Source organism: Kitasatospora sp. NPDC001527 (assembly GCF_040298605.1).
Lineage (GTDB): Bacteria > Actinomycetota > Actinomycetes > Streptomycetales > Streptomycetaceae > Kitasatospora.
This window is the reverse complement of the sequence record NZ_JBEPAM010000001.1, coordinates 321,854-339,064: the sequence shown is the minus strand read 5'-3', so window position 1 is coordinate 339,064 and position 17,211 is coordinate 321,854. Positions and strand designations below refer to the sequence as shown.

14 protein-coding genes are annotated in these 17,211 nt (G+C 73.7%); 2 read left to right on the top strand and 12 right to left on the bottom strand.

Going from position 1 to position 17,211, the window contains the following annotated elements; translation table 11 throughout:
• Positions 1–6: 6 nt before the first annotated feature.
• The 6 genes from ABT238_RS01510 to ABT238_RS01485 all read right to left on the bottom strand — a co-directional run bounded on the left by ABT238_RS01510 (position 7) and on the right by ABT238_RS01485 (position 6,093).
• Positions 7–1,290 carry a geranylgeranyl reductase family protein gene (locus ABT238_RS01510; protein ID WP_350559180.1) on the bottom strand — a complete coding sequence of 428 codons (1,284 nt, stop codon included), beginning with the start codon at positions 1,288–1,290 and terminating at the stop codon, positions 7–9.
• Positions 1,291–1,444: 154 nt separating this feature from the next.
• Positions 1,445–2,137 (bottom strand): demethylmenaquinone methyltransferase, encoded by a 693-nt coding sequence (locus tag ABT238_RS01505; RefSeq protein WP_350558141.1) that lies wholly within the window; start codon positions 2,135–2,137, stop codon positions 1,445–1,447.
• A 145-nt stretch (positions 2,138–2,282) separates the two neighbouring features.
• On the bottom strand, positions 2,283–2,870 hold the full coding sequence (locus tag ABT238_RS01500; protein WP_350558144.1) for a hypothetical protein: 588 nt from the start codon (positions 2,868–2,870) through the stop codon (positions 2,283–2,285).
• A gap of 278 nt (positions 2,871–3,148) precedes the next feature.
• Positions 3,149–3,778 (bottom strand): imidazolonepropionase-like domain-containing protein, encoded by a 630-nt coding sequence (locus tag ABT238_RS01495; protein WP_350755187.1) that lies wholly within the window; start codon positions 3,776–3,778, stop codon positions 3,149–3,151.
• A 14-nt stretch (positions 3,779–3,792) separates the two neighbouring features.
• Positions 3,793–5,016 (bottom strand): cyclic dehypoxanthinyl futalosine synthase, encoded by a 1,224-nt coding sequence (gene mqnC / locus ABT238_RS01490; protein ID WP_350558150.1) that lies wholly within the window; start codon positions 5,014–5,016, stop codon positions 3,793–3,795.
• A gap of 174 nt (positions 5,017–5,190) precedes the next feature.
• The gene (locus ABT238_RS01485; RefSeq protein ID WP_350558153.1) at positions 5,191–6,093 is read right to left on the bottom strand and encodes a menaquinone biosynthetic enzyme MqnA/MqnD family protein; all 903 of its coding nucleotides are present in this window, start codon (positions 6,091–6,093) and stop codon (positions 5,191–5,193) included.
• Between the two features lie 422 nt (positions 6,094–6,515).
• Here ABT238_RS01485 and ABT238_RS01480 point away from each other — a divergent pair, with 422 nt between their 5' ends.
• Complete coding sequence (locus ABT238_RS01480; RefSeq protein WP_350558156.1) at positions 6,516–6,719, top strand: cold-shock protein; 204 nt, start codon at positions 6,516–6,518, stop codon at positions 6,717–6,719.
• A 215-nt stretch (positions 6,720–6,934) separates the two neighbouring features.
• On the opposite strand, the gene ABT238_RS01475 is transcribed toward ABT238_RS01480, so the two are convergent.
• Positions 6,935–8,278, bottom strand: a complete 1,344-nt coding sequence (locus ABT238_RS01475; protein ID WP_350558159.1) for a dicarboxylate/amino acid:cation symporter — start codon at positions 8,276–8,278, stop codon at positions 6,935–6,937.
• Positions 8,279–8,660: 382 nt separating this feature from the next.
• Between ABT238_RS01475 and ABT238_RS01470 the strand changes: the two genes are divergently transcribed.
• A complete protein-coding gene (locus ABT238_RS01470; RefSeq protein WP_350558162.1) occupies positions 8,661–9,884 on the top strand; it encodes an MFS transporter in 1,224 nt (407 codons plus the stop codon).
• An 85-nt stretch (positions 9,885–9,969) separates the two neighbouring features.
• Here ABT238_RS01470 and ABT238_RS01465 read toward each other — a convergent pair whose 3' ends face one another.
• The 5 genes from ABT238_RS01465 to ABT238_RS01445 all read right to left on the bottom strand — a co-directional run bounded on the left by ABT238_RS01465 (position 9,970) and on the right by ABT238_RS01445 (position 16,934).
• Positions 9,970–13,347: an SdrD B-like domain-containing protein gene (locus ABT238_RS01465; RefSeq protein WP_350755185.1), complete on the bottom strand. Its 3,378-nt coding sequence runs from the start codon at positions 13,345–13,347 to the stop codon at positions 9,970–9,972.
• A gap of 112 nt (positions 13,348–13,459) precedes the next feature.
• On the bottom strand, positions 13,460–14,560 hold the full coding sequence (locus ABT238_RS01460; protein ID WP_350755183.1) for a LacI family DNA-binding transcriptional regulator: 1,101 nt from the start codon (positions 14,558–14,560) through the stop codon (positions 13,460–13,462).
• 11 nt (positions 14,561–14,571) lie between these two features.
• Positions 14,572–14,949, bottom strand: a complete 378-nt coding sequence (locus ABT238_RS01455; protein ID WP_350558171.1) for a DUF4229 domain-containing protein — start codon at positions 14,947–14,949, stop codon at positions 14,572–14,574.
• Positions 14,950–15,061: 112 nt separating this feature from the next.
• Positions 15,062–15,589 carry a GNAT family N-acetyltransferase gene (locus ABT238_RS01450; RefSeq protein WP_350558174.1) on the bottom strand — a complete coding sequence of 176 codons (528 nt, stop codon included), beginning with the start codon at positions 15,587–15,589 and terminating at the stop codon, positions 15,062–15,064.
• Positions 15,590–15,611: 22 nt separating this feature from the next.
• Entirely contained in the window at positions 15,612–16,934 is a 1,323-nt protein-coding gene (locus ABT238_RS01445; RefSeq protein ID WP_502891385.1) for an MFS transporter, read from the bottom strand.
• Positions 16,935–17,211: the final 277 nt, after the last annotated feature.

Sequence of the window (17,211 nt, the reverse complement as noted above, 5' to 3'; positions counted from 1 at the left end):
GGCCGGTCAGGCGTTGGGCGCGGCCTTGGCCAGGCCGTTGATGACGCGGTCCATCGCGTCGCCGCCCTGCGGGTCGGTGAGGTTGGCGAGGAGCTTGAGCACGAACTTCATCAGCAGCGGGTGCGTCAGCCCGCGCTGGGTGGCGAGCTGCATCACCTTCGGGTTGCCGATGAGCTTCACGAAGGCCCGGCCGAGCGTGTAGTAGCCGCCGTAGACGTCCTTGAGGATCCGCGGATAGGCCTGGAGCGCGCGCTCCCGGCCACCGTCGGTCACCCGGGCGAGGGCCTGGACGATCACCCCGGCGGCGATCTGGCCGGATTCCATCGCGTAGGCGATGCCCTCGCCGTTGAACGGGTTGACCATGCCGCCAGCGTCGCCGACCAGCAACAGGCCGCGGGTGTAGTGCGGCTGGCGGTTGAAGGCCATCGGCAGCGCGGCGCCCCGGATCGGGTCGGTCATGTTCTCGGGCGTGTAGCCCCACTCCTCGGGCATGCTCGCGCACCAGGCCTTGAGCACCTCGCGCCAGTCCAGCTCGCCGAAGGCCGGCGAGGAGTTCAGGATGCCGAGGCCGACGTTGGAGGTGCCGTCGCCCATGCCGAACACCCAGCCGTAGCCGGGCAGCAGCTTGCGCTCCCCGCCGCGGGTGTCCCACAGCTCCAGCCAGGACTCCAGGTAGTCGTCGTCGTGGCGCGGGGAGGTGAAGTAGGTGCGGTAGGCGACGCCCATCGGGCGGTCCTCCCGGCGGTGCAGGCCCATGGCGAGCGAGAGCCGGGTGGAGTTGCCGTCGGCGGCCACCACCAGCGGGGCGCGGAAGGTCACCGGCCGCTTCTCGTCACCGAGCTTCGCGGTGACCCCGGTGATCCGGCCGGTCCGCTCGTCCAGCACCGGGCCGCTGACGTTGCAGCGCTCGTAGAGCCGGGCCCCGGCCTTCTCGGCCTGACGGGCGAGCAGCTCGTCGAAGTCGGCGCGCTTGCGGACCAGTCCGTAGTCCGGGAAGGCCGACAGCTCGGGCCAGTCCAGCTCCAGCCGGACCCCGCCGCCGATGATCCGCAGGCCCTTGTTGTGCAGCCAGCCGTTCTCGGTGGACACGTCGATGCCCATGTCCACCAGCTGCTTGGTGGCCCGCGGGGTGAGGCCGTCGCCGCAGACCTTCTCCCGGGGGAAGCTGGTCTTCTCCAGCAGCAGCACGTCCAGGCCCGCCTGCGCGAGGTAGTAGGCGGTGGTGGACCCGGCCGGGCCCGCGCCGACCACGATGACGTCCGCGGTGCTCTCCACAACGCCTGCGCTCAGGTCAACGGCGGTCTCGGACACGGTGGGCACACTCCTGCTGGGGGTCGGCCGGCCGGCGGGGGCCGGCGCGGCTGGGCTGGGACGAGTCTATGAGCTGCGGACGGCGCCGCGGCCGGGCGCGACCGGGCGGGGGGAACCCGGTCGCGGCGGCCGGTCAGACCTTGTAGGCCCGGTGCAGGGCGACGATCCCGCCGGTCAGGTTGCGCCAGGCCACCTTGGACCAGCCGGCCTCCTGCAGCCGACCGGCCAGCGCGGGCTGGTCGGGCCACTCGCGGATCGACTCCGCGAGGTAGACGTACGCGTCCGGGTTGCTGCTGACCGCGGTGGCCACCGGCGGCAGCGCGCGCATCAGGTACTCGGTGTAGACCGTCCGGAACGGCGTCCAGGTCGGCGTGGAGAACTCGCAGATCACCAGCTTGCCGCCGGGCTTGGTGACCCGCAGCATCTCGCCGAGCGCCGCCCCGGTGTCGTGGACGTTGCGCAGCGCGAAGGAGATCGTCACCGAGTCGAAGGTGTCGTCGGCGAACGGCAGCCGGGTGGCGTCCCCGGCGGTCAGCGCCAGCTCGGGGTGGCGGCGCTTGCCCTCGACGAGCATGCCGACCGAGAAGTCGCACGGCACGACCCGTGCCCCGGCCTCCGCGAAGGGCAGCGAGGAGGTGCCGGTCCCGGCCCCGAGGTCGAGCACGACGTCACCCGGCCCGGCGGCCACCGCCTCGGCCACCGCCCGGCGCCAGGCGCGGGCCTGGCCGAGCGAGAGTACGTCGTTGGTGCGGTCGTACTTGGCCGCGACGTCGTCGAACATGGCGGCGACTTCGTGCGGCTGCTTGTCCAGAGAGGCTCGGGTCACGCCCCCCATTGTTCACCCTGGCTCCGCCGAACCGGGCAAGGGGGCGTCTTCCGGGCACCGCCGGAACACCTCCGGGGCGCCGCCGGGACGTCCGGGGCCGTGCGGGGAGGACACAGGGGGCGCGACGGGAACGCCGCGCGCCGCCTCAGTGCAGGCCGCGCCGTCCGCCCGCCCGGCGCCGGCGGCGCGAGCGCTTGCCCTGCGTTATGGCCGGCATCCCGTCGGCCAGCACCTCGGTCGCCAGGGCGACGGTGGTGGCGAACCGGTTCTGCCCGCTGCGGAAGGCCAGCGCCCGCCGGTGCCGCCGGATCCGCAGCACGCAGACGGCGAACAGCAGCAGCGCCACCGGCACGCTGAACCGGGCCAGCCCGACGCCCACCGGCTGCGGGTAGGTGTCACCGCAGATCCGCACCGCCCTGGGCTCGTCGGCCGCGTGCTCCAGGCACACGGTTTCGCCGACCCTGGTGCCGTCGGCCAGCGGCAGCGCGGTGGCCGAGTAGTGCTGGCCGCCCGCCTGGTAGCTGACGGTGCTGTAGGAGCCGCCGCCGGCCGGCAGCTGGGTCACCACGCCGCCGACCCGCACCGGGTGGGCTCCGATCCGGTCGGCCTGCTCGGCCTGACGCCACCCCAGCAGGCACATCCCGACGGCCAGCACGGCGCTGAGCACGGCGGTGAGGTACCAGCCACGGCCCAACCGCGGGGATCGCTGCGGGGGGACGGTCGCGGATCGCATGGTTCCTGTCCTGGCTTGCGTTCGGGGCCTGGGGCGGGCCCCGCCGCCCGCGGTCACGGGCGGGGCGTGGTGAGGGTGTGGACTGAGCTGAGCCGGATGCTATCCGCTGGCGGGCCCTCAGGTCACGGCGAAGGGTCAATCAGGCCACGGGGAAGAACTCGCAGTTCAGTGGCACACGAAGCAAGTCCCGTACGTCGCACGGGCATACGGCCGGCCCAGGCCGGATCGTGGGACTACCGACGAGTAGGGTGTGACCGGAACGGGATCCGGGAAGGCGCTCAGCGGCGCCGGAACACCAGCCGGCCGGCCAGCACCGTGGCGCGGCAGCCGCGCTCGGCGCCCCGCGCCGCGGGAGCGAACACCGCGAAGTCCGCCCGGCCCCCGACGGCCACCCGGCCGTGCACCGCCTCGGCGAGCGGCACCACCGCCAGCGGGTCCAGCGGCCCGTCCCCCGCGGCCGCGCCGTCCCCCGGCCCGGGCAGCACGACCAGCCCCGACCGGGCCACCGCCGTCCGCACCGAGGCGCGCTCGAACGGCCCGGCCACCGCCGTCACACCGAAGCCGAGCATCCGCTGCAGCCCGCGCCGGGCGCTCGCCCCGCAGCGCGTCTCGTCCCGCTCCCCCGCCAGCCCCTGCGGCACCGGCTCGTCCCCGGCCCCTTCGCGCGGGTCCGGATGGTACGCCCGCTCCAGCAGCCCGTGCCCGTACGGGTTGCGCAGCCCCGGCGCGAGCAGCGCGTCGCCCCAGTCCCGGACCCGGGCCGCCGGGTGCGCCGCCGCCAGGGCGGCGTACGGGCCGACCGCCTCGACCAGCTCGCCGCGCACCAGCACCGCCCCGTCGGCGTGGGACGGGGCGGTGGGATCGGCCGGGTCGGGCAGCACGAGGGCGGCCCGGTGCAGGGTCAGCACGGCGGGAGGGGACCTCAGCCGTTGTCGAGGATCTTCAGCTCGGGGTGCGCGGTGCCGCCCTCGATCGCGGTGGAGGCGATGTGCGAGGCGACCCGCGGGTCGACCGGGTCGTTCGCCGGGTCGTCCAGCACCCGCAGGTGCTCGTACGTGGTCGAGCGCTGCGCGGGGACGCGGTCGGCGGCCCGGATCAGGTGGATCAGCTCGGTGAGGTTGGAGCGGTGCTTGGCGCCGGCCGCCGAGACCACGTTCTCCTCCAGCATGACCGAGCCGAGGTCGTCCGCGCCGTAGTGCAGCGACAGCTGGCCGGCCTCCTTGCCGGTGGTCAGCCAGGAGCCCTGGATGTGGGCGACGTTGTCGAGGAACAGGCGGGCGATGGCGATCATCCGCAGGTACTCGAAGACGGTCGCCTGGGTCGACCCCTTCAGGTGGTTGTTCTGCGGCTGGTAGGTGTAGGGGATGAAGGCGCGGAAGCCGCCGGTGCGGTCCTGCACGTCGCGGATCATCCGCAGGTGCTCGATCCGCTCGGCGTTGGTCTCGCCGGTGCCCATCAGCATGGTGGAGGTGGACTCCACGCCCAGGGTGTGGGCGGTCTCCATGATCTCCAGCCAGCGCTCGCCGGACTCCTTGAGCGGCGCGATCGCCTTGCGCGGGCGCTCCGGCAGCAGCTCGGCGCCGGCGCCGGCGAAGGAGTCCAGGCCCGCCTTGTGGATCCGGGTGATCGCCTCCTCGATGGAGACGCCCGAGATCCGCGCCATGTGCTCGACCTCGGAGGCGCCCAGCGAGTGGATCACCAGCTGCGGGAAGTCCGCCTTGATCGCCGAGAAGGCGCGCTCGTAGTACTCGACGCCGTAGTCCGGGTGGTGGCCGCCCTGGAACATGATCTGGGTGCCGCCCAGCTCGACGGTCTCCGCGCAGCGGCGCAGGATCTCGTCGAGGTCGCGGGACCAGCCCTTGTCGCTCTTCGGCGGCACGTAGAAGGCGCAGAACTTGCACGCCGTCACGCAGACGTTGGTGTAGTTGATGTTGCGCTCGATGATGTACGTCGCGATGTGCTCGGTCCCCGCGTAGCGGCGGCGGCGCACCGCGTCGGCCGCCGAGCCGAGCGCGTGCAGCGGGGCGGAGCGGTAGAGCTCCAGCGCCTCCTCCGGGCTGATCCGGCCGCCGCCGGCCGCCCGGTCGAGCACGGCCTGCAGGTCGGTGCTGGGCGCATCGAGGGTGGTCGCTGCGAGCTCGGACACCTGGCGGCCTTCTCTCTCTCGGGTACTGCACGTGCTTGGGGGTGCTGCGGGTACGACGTGTGCGACAGCGCGGTACCGGGTCGCATCCGGTTCAGCCTACGCCAGCGCCTTCCGCCCCCCGCGCCGTGCCCTCGGCACGACGCGGGGCGCGCGGGACGGGCGCCGCGGCCTCGGTCAGGCCACCGGCTGGGGCACCGGCTCCAGCAGCCGGACGGCCACGTCGGGGGCGAACCCGCTGTCGTGCGCGACCCTCCGCGCGAACTCGGCGACCCCGGCCAGCTGCCGCTCGCCGAGCGAGAAGTCCAGCGCCTCGCTGAAGTACCGCTCCAGCACCCCCGCGTCGAAGGTCTCCCAGCGGGCCGCCTGCTCGGCCACCTCGCGGGCCTCGACCAGCGAGAGGTCCCGGGACTCCAGGAAGGCCCGGTGAACGGCCGCGGTCAGCCCCGGGCGCCGCTCGGCGAAGTCGCGGCGGACGGCCCAGACGGCGAAGACGAACGGCAGCCCCGTCCACTCCTTCCACATCTCGCCCAGGTCGTGCACGGCCAGGCCCTGGTCGGCCGCCTGCCCCAGGTAGGCGCGCAGCGCCGGGTCGCCGATCAGCACGGCCGCGTCGGCCTCGGCGAGCATCGCGTCCAGGTCGGGCGGGCAGCTGAAGTACTCCGGGCGCACGCCCTCGCGCTCCTCCAGCAGCAGCCGGGCGAGCCGCACGGAGGTGCGGCTGGTGGAGCCGAGTGCGACCCGCCGGCCGTCCAGCTCGGCCAGCGGCACCTTGCTGACGATCACGCAGGACATCACGGGGCCGTCGCTGCCCACCGCGATGTCCGGCAGCACCAGCAGTTCGTCCGCGTGCCGCAGGTACTCCACGCAGGTGATCGGACCGATGTCCAGGGAACCGCCGACCAGCTGGTCGCTCAGCTTCTCCGGGGTGTCCTTGGTGAGGTCCAGATCGAGCAGGTTGCCGGTCCTGGCCAGGCCCCAGTAGAGGGGTACGCAGTTGAGGAACTGAATATGCCCGACCCTGGGCCGGACCGGGGTGTTCTCCTGGGGCTCCCGCGTTTCCGCATCCGGTGCTGCCACTGCGCCGCTCCCTTGCTCTTCGTGCGCCTCCCCGCAGCGTATGCCCGTCGCTCCACCCGCCCCGCACCGCCCTTGCGGGACGCGCCGCGCAGGCGTCGCACAGGCGTCGCACAGATACCGCGGAGGGCGTCGGGGAGGCGTCGCGGGGCGGCGCACCGAGTGTCACAACCGCCTTACGACACGCGCTGTCCAGCCCGCAAGTCACCCCTGGTCGTCACAGCAGCCGCATGCTAGCGTTGCCCTCAGTTGCAGTTTGATTCCCCTTGCAGTACTTGAAGCCTGCGGAGCATGTAACCGCAGGCTTTTCGTAGTTTTTCAGCAATATCGAAAAACTCCGGACCCGTCCGGAGGCAGGGCGATCAGCGCAGCGGACCGGGTGCCACACGGTGTGGCCCCGACACGTCCCTCGCAAGGAGAACGGCATGGCTCAGGGAACCGTCAAGTGGTTCAACGCTGAGAAGGGCTTCGGCTTCATCGCCCAGGATGGCGGCGGCCCCGACGTCTTCGTCCACTACTCCGCCATCAACGCGAGCGGTTTCCGCTCGCTGGAGGAGAACCAGGCGGTCGAGTTCGACGTCACCCAGGGCCCGAAGGGCCCGCAGGCGGAGAACGTCACCGTTATCTGACCATCCTCGATGATGATCTGATCGCTCGGGACCCGACGGGTCCACTGGCGGCCGACGGCCGTCACCATGAGCACAAGAGCAGCAGTACCCAAGGGGGCCCGCCGTCCGGCGGGCCCCCTGCCTTGTGCCCGGGCGCGCCCCGCCGGCCGCGCGCACGTGCGAAGGGCCCTCCTCCCGTTCCGGGGAGGAGGGCCCTTCGCGTGCCCGTCCGGGCGTCAGGCCGTCGCGGTGGCCTGGGTCGGGACCTTGGCCCCGGCCGGGGCCGGGCTCTCGTCGTAGAGGTCACCGGTGGGGTTGTTGTAGGCGACCAGGTCCAGGGTCTTCTCCCGGGCCGCGACCACGACCGGCACCAGGGCCTGGCCGGCGACGTTGGTCGCGGTGCGCATCATGTCGAGGATCGGGTCGATGGCCAGCAGCAGACCGACGCCCTCCAGCGGCAGACCCAGGGTGGAGAGGGTCAGCGTCAGCATGACGATCGCACCGGTGAGGCCGGCGGTGGCCGCCGAGCCGATCACCGAGACGAAGGCGATCAGCAGGTAGTCCTTGACGCCGAGGTCGATGCCGTACACCTGGGCGACGAAGATCGCGGCCAGCGAGGGGTAGATCGCGGCGCAGCCGTCCATCTTGGTGGTGGCGCCGAACGGGACGGCGAACGAGGCGTACTCGCCCGGGACGCCGAGGCGCTCGGTGACCCGGCGGGTGACCGGCAGGGTGCCGACCGAGGAGCGCGAGACGAAGGCCAGCTGGATGGCGGGCCAGGCGCCCTTGAAGAAGTTGACCGGGTTGAGGCCGGCGGCGAACTTCAGCAGCAGCGAGTAGACGACGAACATCACCAGGGCGCAACCGACGTAGACGTCGACGGTCAGCGTCGCGAACGGCTCCAGCAGGTCCCAGCCGTACTTGGCCACGGACTTGCCGATCAGGCCCAGGGTGCCGAGCGGCGAGAGCCGGATGACCCACCAGAGGGCGGTCTGGACCAGTTCCAGCACCGACTCGCTGAGCTTGAGGACCGGCTCGGCCTTCGCGCCCAGCTTGATCACGGCGGCGCCGGCCACGATCGCCAGGAAGACGATCTGCAGGACCTCGACCTCGGTGAACGCCGTGACGATGTTGGTCGGGAAGATCCCGGTCAGGAAGTCGATCCAGCTGCCGGTGGACTTCGGCGGCTTGAGGCCCTCGGTCTTGAGGCTGGTGCCCTCGCCCGGGCTGGTCAGCAGGCCGAGGCCGAGGCCGATGGCCACCGCGATCAGCGAGGTGATCGCGAACCAGAGCAGGGTGCGGACGGCCAGGCGGGCCGCGTTGGTGACGTTCCGCAGGTTCGCCACGCTCACCAGGATCGCGGTGAACACCAGCGGCGGGACGGCGAGCTTCAGCAGCTGGACGAAGATCCGGCCGATCGTCTCCAGGGTGGTGGCGAGCCAGGAGATGTCGGCCGCGCGGGCCAGGTAGCCGAGGCCGACGCCGAGCACCAGGCCGGCGACGATCTGGACCCAGAACGGAGTCTTGCGGATCTTGGAGAGCACGGACGGCGACGAAGTCGCCTCGGGCGCTGTGGACATGACGGTGCGGCTCCGGGGGAGGCGTTGCTGATGGTGAGGCGGGGGGTGGGGACGGCGGCACGGCGCGCGGGCCGGAGTGGGAGGGACCGGCCCCGGTCAGGGGCGTGCCGCCGGGATACAGCTCATGGCGCGACAACGGCGCGGGCTGTCCACAGCACCGGACAGACGGCACGCGCGGGCGGCGGCGGGCAGCGGGCCCGGGCCGAGCGGCGAACGTGCGTCTGAGGTGGTCACGGCCGACACATTAGCAGTAAAGCTTTGAGATGTTCAAAGTAGTTGTTTGAGTTCCGGACGCGGACCGATTGACCGGTCAACAGTTATACGTATAACTTGGACGGCAGCCCCCGCCCGTCCCCCTGCCCAGACCGGAGAGTGCCGCCCCATGGGCTACCTCGCCCTGCTCCGCGCCCCGCACGTGGGCCGCCTCCTCTTCGGCACCCTGCTCGGCCGCCTCCCGGCCGGCATGACCGCCCTGGTGATCGCGCTCGCACTGCGCGAGGTCCACGCGCCGTACAGCCGGATCGGGCTGGCCACCGCCGCGTACGCGATCGCGGCGGCCGTCGGCGGGCCGGTGCTCGGCCGGATCGTGGACCGCACCGGGCAGCCGCGCGTGCTGGTGCTCTCCGCGGTGGTCGCCGGCGGCGGGTACGCCCTGCTGGCGCTGGCCCCCGGCTCGGCGCTGGCCGCCCCGATCGGCGCCGCGATCGCCGGCCTGGCCATGCCCCCGCTCGAACCCTGCCTGCGCTCGCTCTGGCCGGACGTCGTCGAGGAGGAGCAGCTCGACACCGCCTACGCCTTCGACTCCGCCTCCCAGCAGATCCTCTACGTCGCCGGCCCGCTCGCGGTGGCCGGCATCGCGGGCGCGGTGAGCGCGGTCGCCGCACTCTGGGTGGCGGCCGCGCTGGGCCTGCTCGGGGCGCTCGTCGTCGCCACCGCCGCACCGGCCCGGGCCTGGCAGGCCCCGCCGCGGGCGCACTCGGCGGGACTGCTCGGCCCACTCCGCTCCCCCGGCCTGGTCCTGCTGCTGGTCGGCCTGGCCGGCGCCGGCTGGGCGGTCGGCGCGCAGAACGTGCTGTTCATCGCCTACGCCGAGGCCCACGCGGCGGACGGCCCGCCCGGCGGCGCGGGCACCCTGCTGGCGCTGGCCGCGCTCGGCGGACTGCTCGGCGCGCTCGCCTACGGCGCGGTGCCGTGGCGCAGCTCGACGGCCACCCGCACCTGGCTGATGGCGCTCGGCATGGCCGTCAGCTACCTGCCGCTGGTGCTGCTCCCCGGTCCGGCCGCGATGGCCGGACTCGCCTTCCTCTCCGGGATCGCGCTGGCCCCGCTGCTGGCGGCGGCGTTCGTCCTGGTCGCCGAGCTGGCCCCGGCCGGCACCGTGACCGAGGCCTTCGCCTGGCTGGTCACCCTCTTCGCGACCGGCAACTCGCTCGGCTACGCCGTCTCGGGCCACCTCGCGGAGGACTCGCTGCGCCCGGTGGCGCTCTGCGCGGCGGGCGGGATCGCGCTCGGCGGGCTGCTGCTGTTCGGCGCCCGCCGCTGGTTCCGCCCGGCCGCCGCACCGGCCGGGGCGCGGCCGGCGGCCGAACCGGTGCCGGTGGGCTGAGGCCCACCGCATCCCCTGGACGTGGCTGCGCCCGTCGGACCGGGTGGTCTGGCCGACGGGCGCAGTCACTTCGTCATCCCTTCACTCAGCTGTGGCGGCCTCGGCCTCCCCAGGCGACCAGGGCGAGCAGCAGACCGGCCCCGAGCGTCGCGGCGCCGATGACGCCGAGCAGCGTGCTCGGCCCGCCGCCGGTGCCCGGCAGTTCACCGCCGTGGCCCGGCGAGTGGGTCGGCGGGTACGGGTGGTGCGTCGGCGTGGGGGTCTCCGTCGGGGTCGGGGTCGGGGTTTCGGTCGGAGTCGGCGTCACCGTCGGGGACGGGGTGGGCGTCGGCGTCACGGTCGGCGAGGGCGAGGCCGTCGGCGACGGGGACGGCGAGGGGCTCACCGTCGGGGAGGGCGACGGCGAGGGCGAGGGCGAGGGGGACGGTGAGGGGGACGGCGACGGCGACGGGCTCACCGTCGGCAGCACCAGTCCCATGTCCAGCCCCAGGTCCTCCACCCCGCCGGCCAGCGTGACGGTCTGCGTCACCCCGGTCGCCGGATCGGCGTCCGAGTCCAGCGTCCGGTCCGGCCCGGCCGCCCGCACCGTCACCGTGGCGCCCTCGGGCAGCGTGGTGAGGTCGAAGCGCACCGCGTACACCCCGTCCGGCAGCCGCTCGAACCGGTAGTGCCCGCTCGCGTCGGTCACCGTCGCGACCGGGTTGCCGTCCTTGTCCCGGACCACCCGGCCCTCGCCGTCCAGCAGTTCGACCCGGACGCCCGGCACCCCGGGCTCGCCGGGCTGCTGGATGCCGTCCTTGTTGAGGTCGTTCCAGACGAAGTCGCCGAGCACGTTGGCCGGCGGGGTGCTCTGCTCGATGCCGACGCCGACCTTGGCCGGCTCGGCGGGCAGCAGCGGGTTGCCGGCCGCGTCGGTCGCGGTGTAGCTGAAGCTGTTCCAGGCGAACTCGTCCGGGCCCGCGTCGAACGAGGCGACCATCGGCCAGGTGAGCGTGAACGACTCCCCGGGGGCCAGGGTGCCGGGGCGGTGCACCCGGAACCAGGTCGTGGTGCCCGGCCCGGGGAAGGTGGCGCTCCACTGCGCGGCGGCGTCGCACGGTCCGGGGACGGCGAACTCGCCGGGCAGGCAGGGGTCCGGCGAGGTGGTGTACTCGATCACCACGGTCGGGTCGCTGGAGGTCAGCGGCTCGACCAGCGAGGGCGTCCAGGCCGAGTTGCGCGGCACGTCCGGCCGCAGCACGTAGGAGTCGCCCGGGGTGGGCAGCTTGTCGTACGCGAGGAACTCGGTGACCGGGTCGGCGGAGTCGTTGCGGACGGTCATCCGGTAGGAGACCCCGCCGCCGGGGCGGGTGGTGCCGGTGGTGGTGTAGTCGGGGTCGAGGTCGCCCTTGACCTCCTTGTACGACCGCAGCACGGCCGGCACCTGCACCTCGACCAGCGACGTGGCGTGGCACATGGTCTCGGTGCTGTCGCCGTCCTTGTCGAGGTCCTGGACGTCCGGCACCCCGCTGTCGCTGCCGAAGTAGAAGCAGGAGACCGGGTCACCGGTGCCCTCGGCGGTGACGAACACGTCGTTGGTCAGGGTGCCGGGCCGGGCGCTGCCGGCCACCTGGACGTCGATCAGGGTCCGGTAGGCCCGGTGGTCGTTCAGGTACATCATGTCGGGGGAGCCGGCCGGCCAGGTCATCTTGAGCAGCTGGCGGCCGTCGGGGCCGGGGAGCACGGTGACCGACTGCGGGGCCACCGCCTCGGTGTAGGCCGGGTCCTTGCGGGCGCTGCCGTCGACGTAGACCATGCCGGGCGGCAGCAGGTCGTAGAGGACGAGCGGCCGGTCGAGGGTGCGCCCGGTGCGGTTGTACGGGGTGACCCGGAAGGTGGCGATGCCGCCCGGGGAGAGCACGGCGCCGGAGACGGTCTCCTTCGCCGCGCCCAGGTTGGTGGCGGCGGTGACGGTGCTGTCGGCGCAGGCGTTCGAGGCGGCGGTGTCGCCGGCGGCGGACGTGCCCACCGCGTCGAGGCAGTTGTGCAGCGGCACCGGCGCCGTCCGGCCGTCGTGGCCCGGGGTGATCACCTGGGCGAGCAGCTGGACGGCGTTGCCGGGGCTCCAGCCACCGGGGATCGGTCCGCTCCAGCTGAACCGCAGGCCGTCCAGGTAGCGGCCGGCCGGGATGCCGAGCACGTCGTTGGCCGGGTCCCCGGCGCCCTCGGCGAAGGTGATCCGGCGGGTGGTCGAGCCGTTCAGCGGCTGGCCCGGAGTGAAGGCCCGCCAGGTGGGGTCACCGTCCAGCCGGTACTCCAGCGCGAGGGTGATCGAGGTGGGGTTCCACGCCTCCAGCTGGATGGACTGCGGGATCAGCCAGTTGTACAGGTTGGCGGTGGTGCCGGCGCCCGGGTCGGTCATCACCAGGCTGCTGACCGGGTCGGCGTTGTTGGAGACCCGCATGCTCAGCGTGGTGAGGTCACCGGAGACGGTGTTGTCCTGCCACACCTTGGAGGCGCCGATCTGCACACCGGTGACCGGCGGCTGGAAGGTCGGGGTCTCGGCGGTGTCGGTGGACAGGTCGCGCTGCGGCTCGGGGCCGAGCGGGTCGCCCTGGAGCGTCACGGTGTTGGTCGAGGTGGTGCCGCTGGGGAAGGCCGGGTCCGGGTAGCCGACCACCAGGACGCCGGGGATCCGGCAGCCGGCCTGCCCGTTGCCGGACACGAAGGCGCCGATGTCGTAGACCCAGGTGGTGGAGCCGGCCGGGTCGTTGACCCAGCCGGGCGAGCGGCTGGTGTCGACCACGGCACCGGGCGGCAGGGTGTCGACCAGCCGGCTGCTGTCCAGGTCGACGTTGGGCACACCGGCGGTGGAGCAGGCGCTGAACTGGTAGGTGACCGAGCGGCCGTCCAGGCTGCTGGTCTGCACGCCCTTGGTGGTGGTGTAGCTGGGCTGGACCACGGCGGTGGTGGTGGCGCTACCGGTCTGCGGCGGCTCGCCGTCGGAGGTGAGGGTGGCCGCGTTGGTGCTCTGGGTGCCGTTGGGGGTGGAGAAGTTGGGGTAGCGCATCACCACGTTGATGGTGGCGGTGGTGCCCGGGGAGAGGGTCTGCAGCTTGGCGGTGAGCGTGCCGCCCATGGAACCCGCCGGTGGGACGGTGGAGTTGGGGACGTCGACCGTGGAGGCGTCCGGGGTCCAGCCGATGAACTCCATGTCGGCCGGGAGCACGTCGGTGATCTGCCCGTTGACGCAGTCGCTCACCGAGCAGGTGTACCGCAGGGTGAAGGTGACGTTCTCGCCGGGCCCCACCGTGGGCTTGTCCACCGTCTTGGTGAAGGTGACGGCGGCCTCGGCGGGCGGGGCGGTCAGGGTGCCGGTGAGCAGGGTGCCGCCGATCAGGCCGAGCGCGGCGGCCAGGCGCGGCAGGCGGGACGGCCGGGAGGGGCGTGGGGGCCGTGGGGGTCTGGGTCTTGACGTCCGCATACGCGGAATCTCATCGTCCGTTAATCCGCACGAGGTCGCGCCGCGAGGCGGTATGACGAACTTTCACCCGTTCGGCGCAGCCCGGACGGCGGAACGGGCTCACCCGGAGGTACTACTGGGGGAGCTGCGCCGTGGAGGAACGCCGCACCAGCGAGGTGGCGAGCGGCGCGACCGGCGCGACCGGCTCGCCCCGGAGCAGCCGGGCGAGCGCCGCCACCCCGGCCCGGCCCAGCTCCTCGCCGGGCAGGTCGACGGTGGTCAGCGGCGGGGCGAGCAGCGCGGCCACCGGGACGTTGTCGATGCCGACCACCGAGAGGTCGGCGGGCACCCGCAGTCCGCGCTCGGCGGCGGCCTGGTAGACGCCGGAGGCGACCACGTCGTCGTCGCAGATCACCGCGTGCGGCCGGTCCGGGCGGGCGAGCAGCCGGTGGGCGACCTCGCGCGCGGCCGGCTGTCCCTCGTTCAGGCTGACGCCGAGCTCGACCACGTCCAGGCCGAGCGCCCGGACGGTCTCCTCGAACGCCGCCTGGCGGACCCGGAAGGTGTACGCGGCGTGGCTGGAGCGCAGCCGGCCGATCCGGCGGTGGCCGAGCCCGGCGAGGTGTTCGACGGCGGCCCGCATCCCGCCGGCCACGTCCAGCTCGATGGTCGGCCGGGCCAGGTCGGTGCCCGGGTCGGCGTCCAGGAAGACGACGGGGGTGTCGGCGGGCAGCTCGCCGAGCTGGCTGTCGTCCGGGGAGCAGATCAGCAGTCCGTCGAAGCGGCTGGTGGTGGCGGCCTCGGCGAGCGTGGCGCTGCCCCAGCCGGAGCTGACCACCACGGCCAGGCCGTGTTTGCCGGCCTCCTCGTGCACGCCCTCCAGGACCCGGCCGAAGAACGGGCCGAGGATGTTCGGCACGGCCAGCAGGATCATGCCGCTGCGGCCCAGCCGCAGCTGCCGGCCGGCCGCCTGCGGGCGGTAGCCGAGGCTGCGGGCGGCCTCCCGGACCCGCTCGCGGGTGGCGTCGGAGACCCGGCGGCCGGCCTCGGAGCCGGAGAACACCAGCGAGACGGTGGCCTGCGAGACCCCGGCGAGCCGGGCGACGTCCCGGCCGGTGGGGCGGCGGACCGGGGCCGGCCAGGTCCCGGCCGCGGGCCGCTCCTGCCGCGCGGCGGCGTCCCCGGGCCCGGCCCCCTCGGGTCCGGTGCCGCCCGGTGCGGCGTCCTTGGGCACGGTGGCGCGGGTCAGTTCTGCGGGGCCGAGGCGGCGGGACCGGAGGCGGCGTTCCGGGCGGCCGCGGCGCGGGCGGCCTCATCCGCGGCGTCCTCCTCGGCGTTCTGCGCGGCGATCTTCGAGGCGGTCCGGGACCGGATGCCGTCCACCTTGCCGGAGATCGCGGCCGACATCTCGTCGCGCTGCCGGCTCAGCAGTACGTAGCTGAGCGGGGCCGAGGCGATCGCGGCCAGCAGGAAGAGGAAGACCACGCCCGCCTCGCCGGAGACCGGGATGATCCCGAAGTGTCCGAGGAGCAGCGCGACCAGCAGGCAGCCGAGGAAGATGGAGACGCGCATCGAGGTGTAGCGGAGCGTGGCGTGCGACTTCTTGCTCACATTGCTGCTCACCGGGGGGACACATCCTTCACTGCGCTGGAACCGGGCCGGTCTCCCAGTGAAGCATGCCCGACGCGCCCGGCGGGGAACGGGTCCCGCCGGGCGGTGCCCCGGCGGCGCGCGATCAGCGCAGGTCGAGCCACATGGTGACGTCGTCACGGTCGTCGCCGGGCGCGACCCGGATGGTGCCGGGCACCCGGCCGACCTCGGTGTAGCCGCTGCGGGCGTAGAACGACTCCAGGCCGAGCCCGCCCCGGACGTACAGCCGCAGCCCGGCCAGTCCCCAGCCGCGGGCGACCCGCTCGGCCTCCGCCAGCAGCGCCGCGCCGTGGCCCCGGCCCTGGAGGCCGGGGTGGACCATGACCCGGGAGAGCACGCGCCAGTGGTCCATCGGCTCGAACCGCATCGACTCGAAGACCAGCAGCGCGGCCAGCCGCCCGGTCCCCTCCTCCCGGGCGATCAGCAGCCGGTCCGGCCCGGCCGGGGCGATCCCGGCGAACTGCTTCTCCGCGGTGACCCAGACCTCCTCCTCGGTCACCTGGTGGACGAAGCCGATGGCCCCGCCGGCGTTGCTGGCAGCCGTCCACAGGCTGGTGATCTCGGCACGCAGCGTGGGGTCGAGTTCCGGGTCGAGGGTGAAGCTCAGCGTCATGGCCCCGGAGCGTACCCGCCCCTTACGACAGAACCGGAGCGGTTCGCTCCGGGGCGGCCGGGCGCAGGGCCAGGCAGAGCAGCACCGCGACCGCGCAGAGCCCGCCGGCCACGTACCAGGCGAGGTCGTAGTCGCCGAGCGCGTCCCGGGCGAACCCGGCCAGGCCGGCCACCGCGGCGGCGCCGATCTGGTGGCAGGCGAGCACCCAGCCGAAGACGATCGGCGCGTCCTCCCCGAAGTGGCGGCGGCAGAGCGCGACGGTCGGCGGCACGGTGGCCACCCAGTCCAGCCCGTAGAAGATGACGAACGCCAGGATCGGCGGCTCCAGCGAGCCGGCGAACAGCTGCGGCAGCACCAGCAGCGAGAGCCCGCGCAGCCCGTAGTAGACGATCAGCAGCCGGCCGGCGTCGAAGCGGTCGGTGAACCAGCCGCTCGCGACGGTGCCGATCACGTCGAAGACGCCGATCAGCGCGAGCAGGCCCGCCGCCGTGGTGACCGGCATGCCGTGGTCGTGGGCGGCCGGGATGAAGTGGGTGCCGACCAGCCCGGCGGTGGTCGCGCCGCAGATCGCGAAGGAGCCGGCCAGCAGCCAGAACGCCCGGGCGCGGGCGGCCTCCCGCAGCACCCGCAGCGAGCGGGCCAGCGCCCGGCCGCCGCCGGCGGGGGCGGGCGGCGGCTCGGTCGCGCCGTACGGGAGCAGGCCGAGGTCGGCGGGCCGCTCGCGCATCAGCAGCAGCACCGGGACGGCCACCGCGCTGGCCGCGAGCGAGACCACCACGACCGCCGAGCGCCAGCCGTGCTGCTCGACCAGCCAGGCGCCGACCGGCAGGAAGACCAGGTTGCCCGCCGCGCCGGCGGCCGTCAGCACGCCGGTAACCAGGCCCTGCCGGGCCCGGAACCAGCGGCCGGTGATCGTGGTGGCGAAGGCGCCGGCCATCGAGCCGCTGCCCAGGCCGACCAGCACGCCCCAGCAGAGCACCAGGTGCCAGGGCTCGCGCATCAGCATGGTGAGGCCGGCGCCGACCGAGATCGTCAGCAGCGCGCAGACCACCACCAGCCGCACGCCGAACCGGTCCATCAGGGCGGCGGCGAACGGCGCGGTGAGGCCGTAGAGGGTGAGGTTGACCGAGGTGGCGCTGGATATCGCGCCCATCGACCAGCCGAACTCGGTGTGCAGCGCGTCCATCATCAGACCGGGCGTGGAGCGGAATCCGGCCGAGCCGAGCAGGACCAGCAGGGAGACGCCGGCCACCACCCAGGCGTAGTGCACCCGTGGCGCGCGGGCGGGCACCGGGGGCGCGTCGGTGGGGGCCGGGGATCCGATGGGGGTGTCGGTCTCGTTCACCCGGCGAGTCTCCCGACGGCGCGGGCGCCCGACGAGGGGCGGGGCTGCCAGCTTTCGTCGGGATCGGGCCAACCACGGGCCGGAACCGGCCGAACGGAATCCGCGGTTCGACAGGCGGGTCCGGTGGCCGAAAACGATCGCCCAGGTCCGGCGGATCGGATGGCGGCGGGCCGCGCGCACCCCGAGCACGGCACGGCCGGCCGCCATCCAACCTCGGCGCACGGGCCCTGAACCCCGTGCCGCGCTCTCCGCACTCGCCAAGGAGCCAGCGCACGAC

Bases quoted from the DNA above. Each gene is read 5' to 3' on its own strand.
- ABT238_RS01500 (WP_350558144.1), bottom strand. From the start codon at position 2,870: ATGCGATCCGCGACCGTCCCCCCGCAGCGATCCCCGCGGTTGGGCCGT.
- ABT238_RS01465 (WP_350755185.1), bottom strand. From the start codon at position 13,347: ATGCGGACGTCAAGACCCAGACCCCCACGGCCCCCACGCCCCTCCCGG.
- ABT238_RS01470 (WP_350558162.1), top strand. From the start codon at position 8,661: ATGGGCTACCTCGCCCTGCTCCGCGCCCCGCACGTGGGCCGCCTCCTC.
- ABT238_RS01480 (WP_350558156.1), top strand. From the start codon at position 6,516: ATGGCTCAGGGAACCGTCAAGTGGTTCAACGCTGAGAAGGGCTTCGGC.
- ABT238_RS01450 (WP_350558174.1), bottom strand. From the start codon at position 15,589: ATGACGCTGAGCTTCACCCTCGACCCGGAACTCGACCCCACGCTGCGT.
- ABT238_RS01475 (WP_350558159.1), bottom strand. From the start codon at position 8,278: ATGTCCACAGCGCCCGAGGCGACTTCGTCGCCGTCCGTGCTCTCCAAG.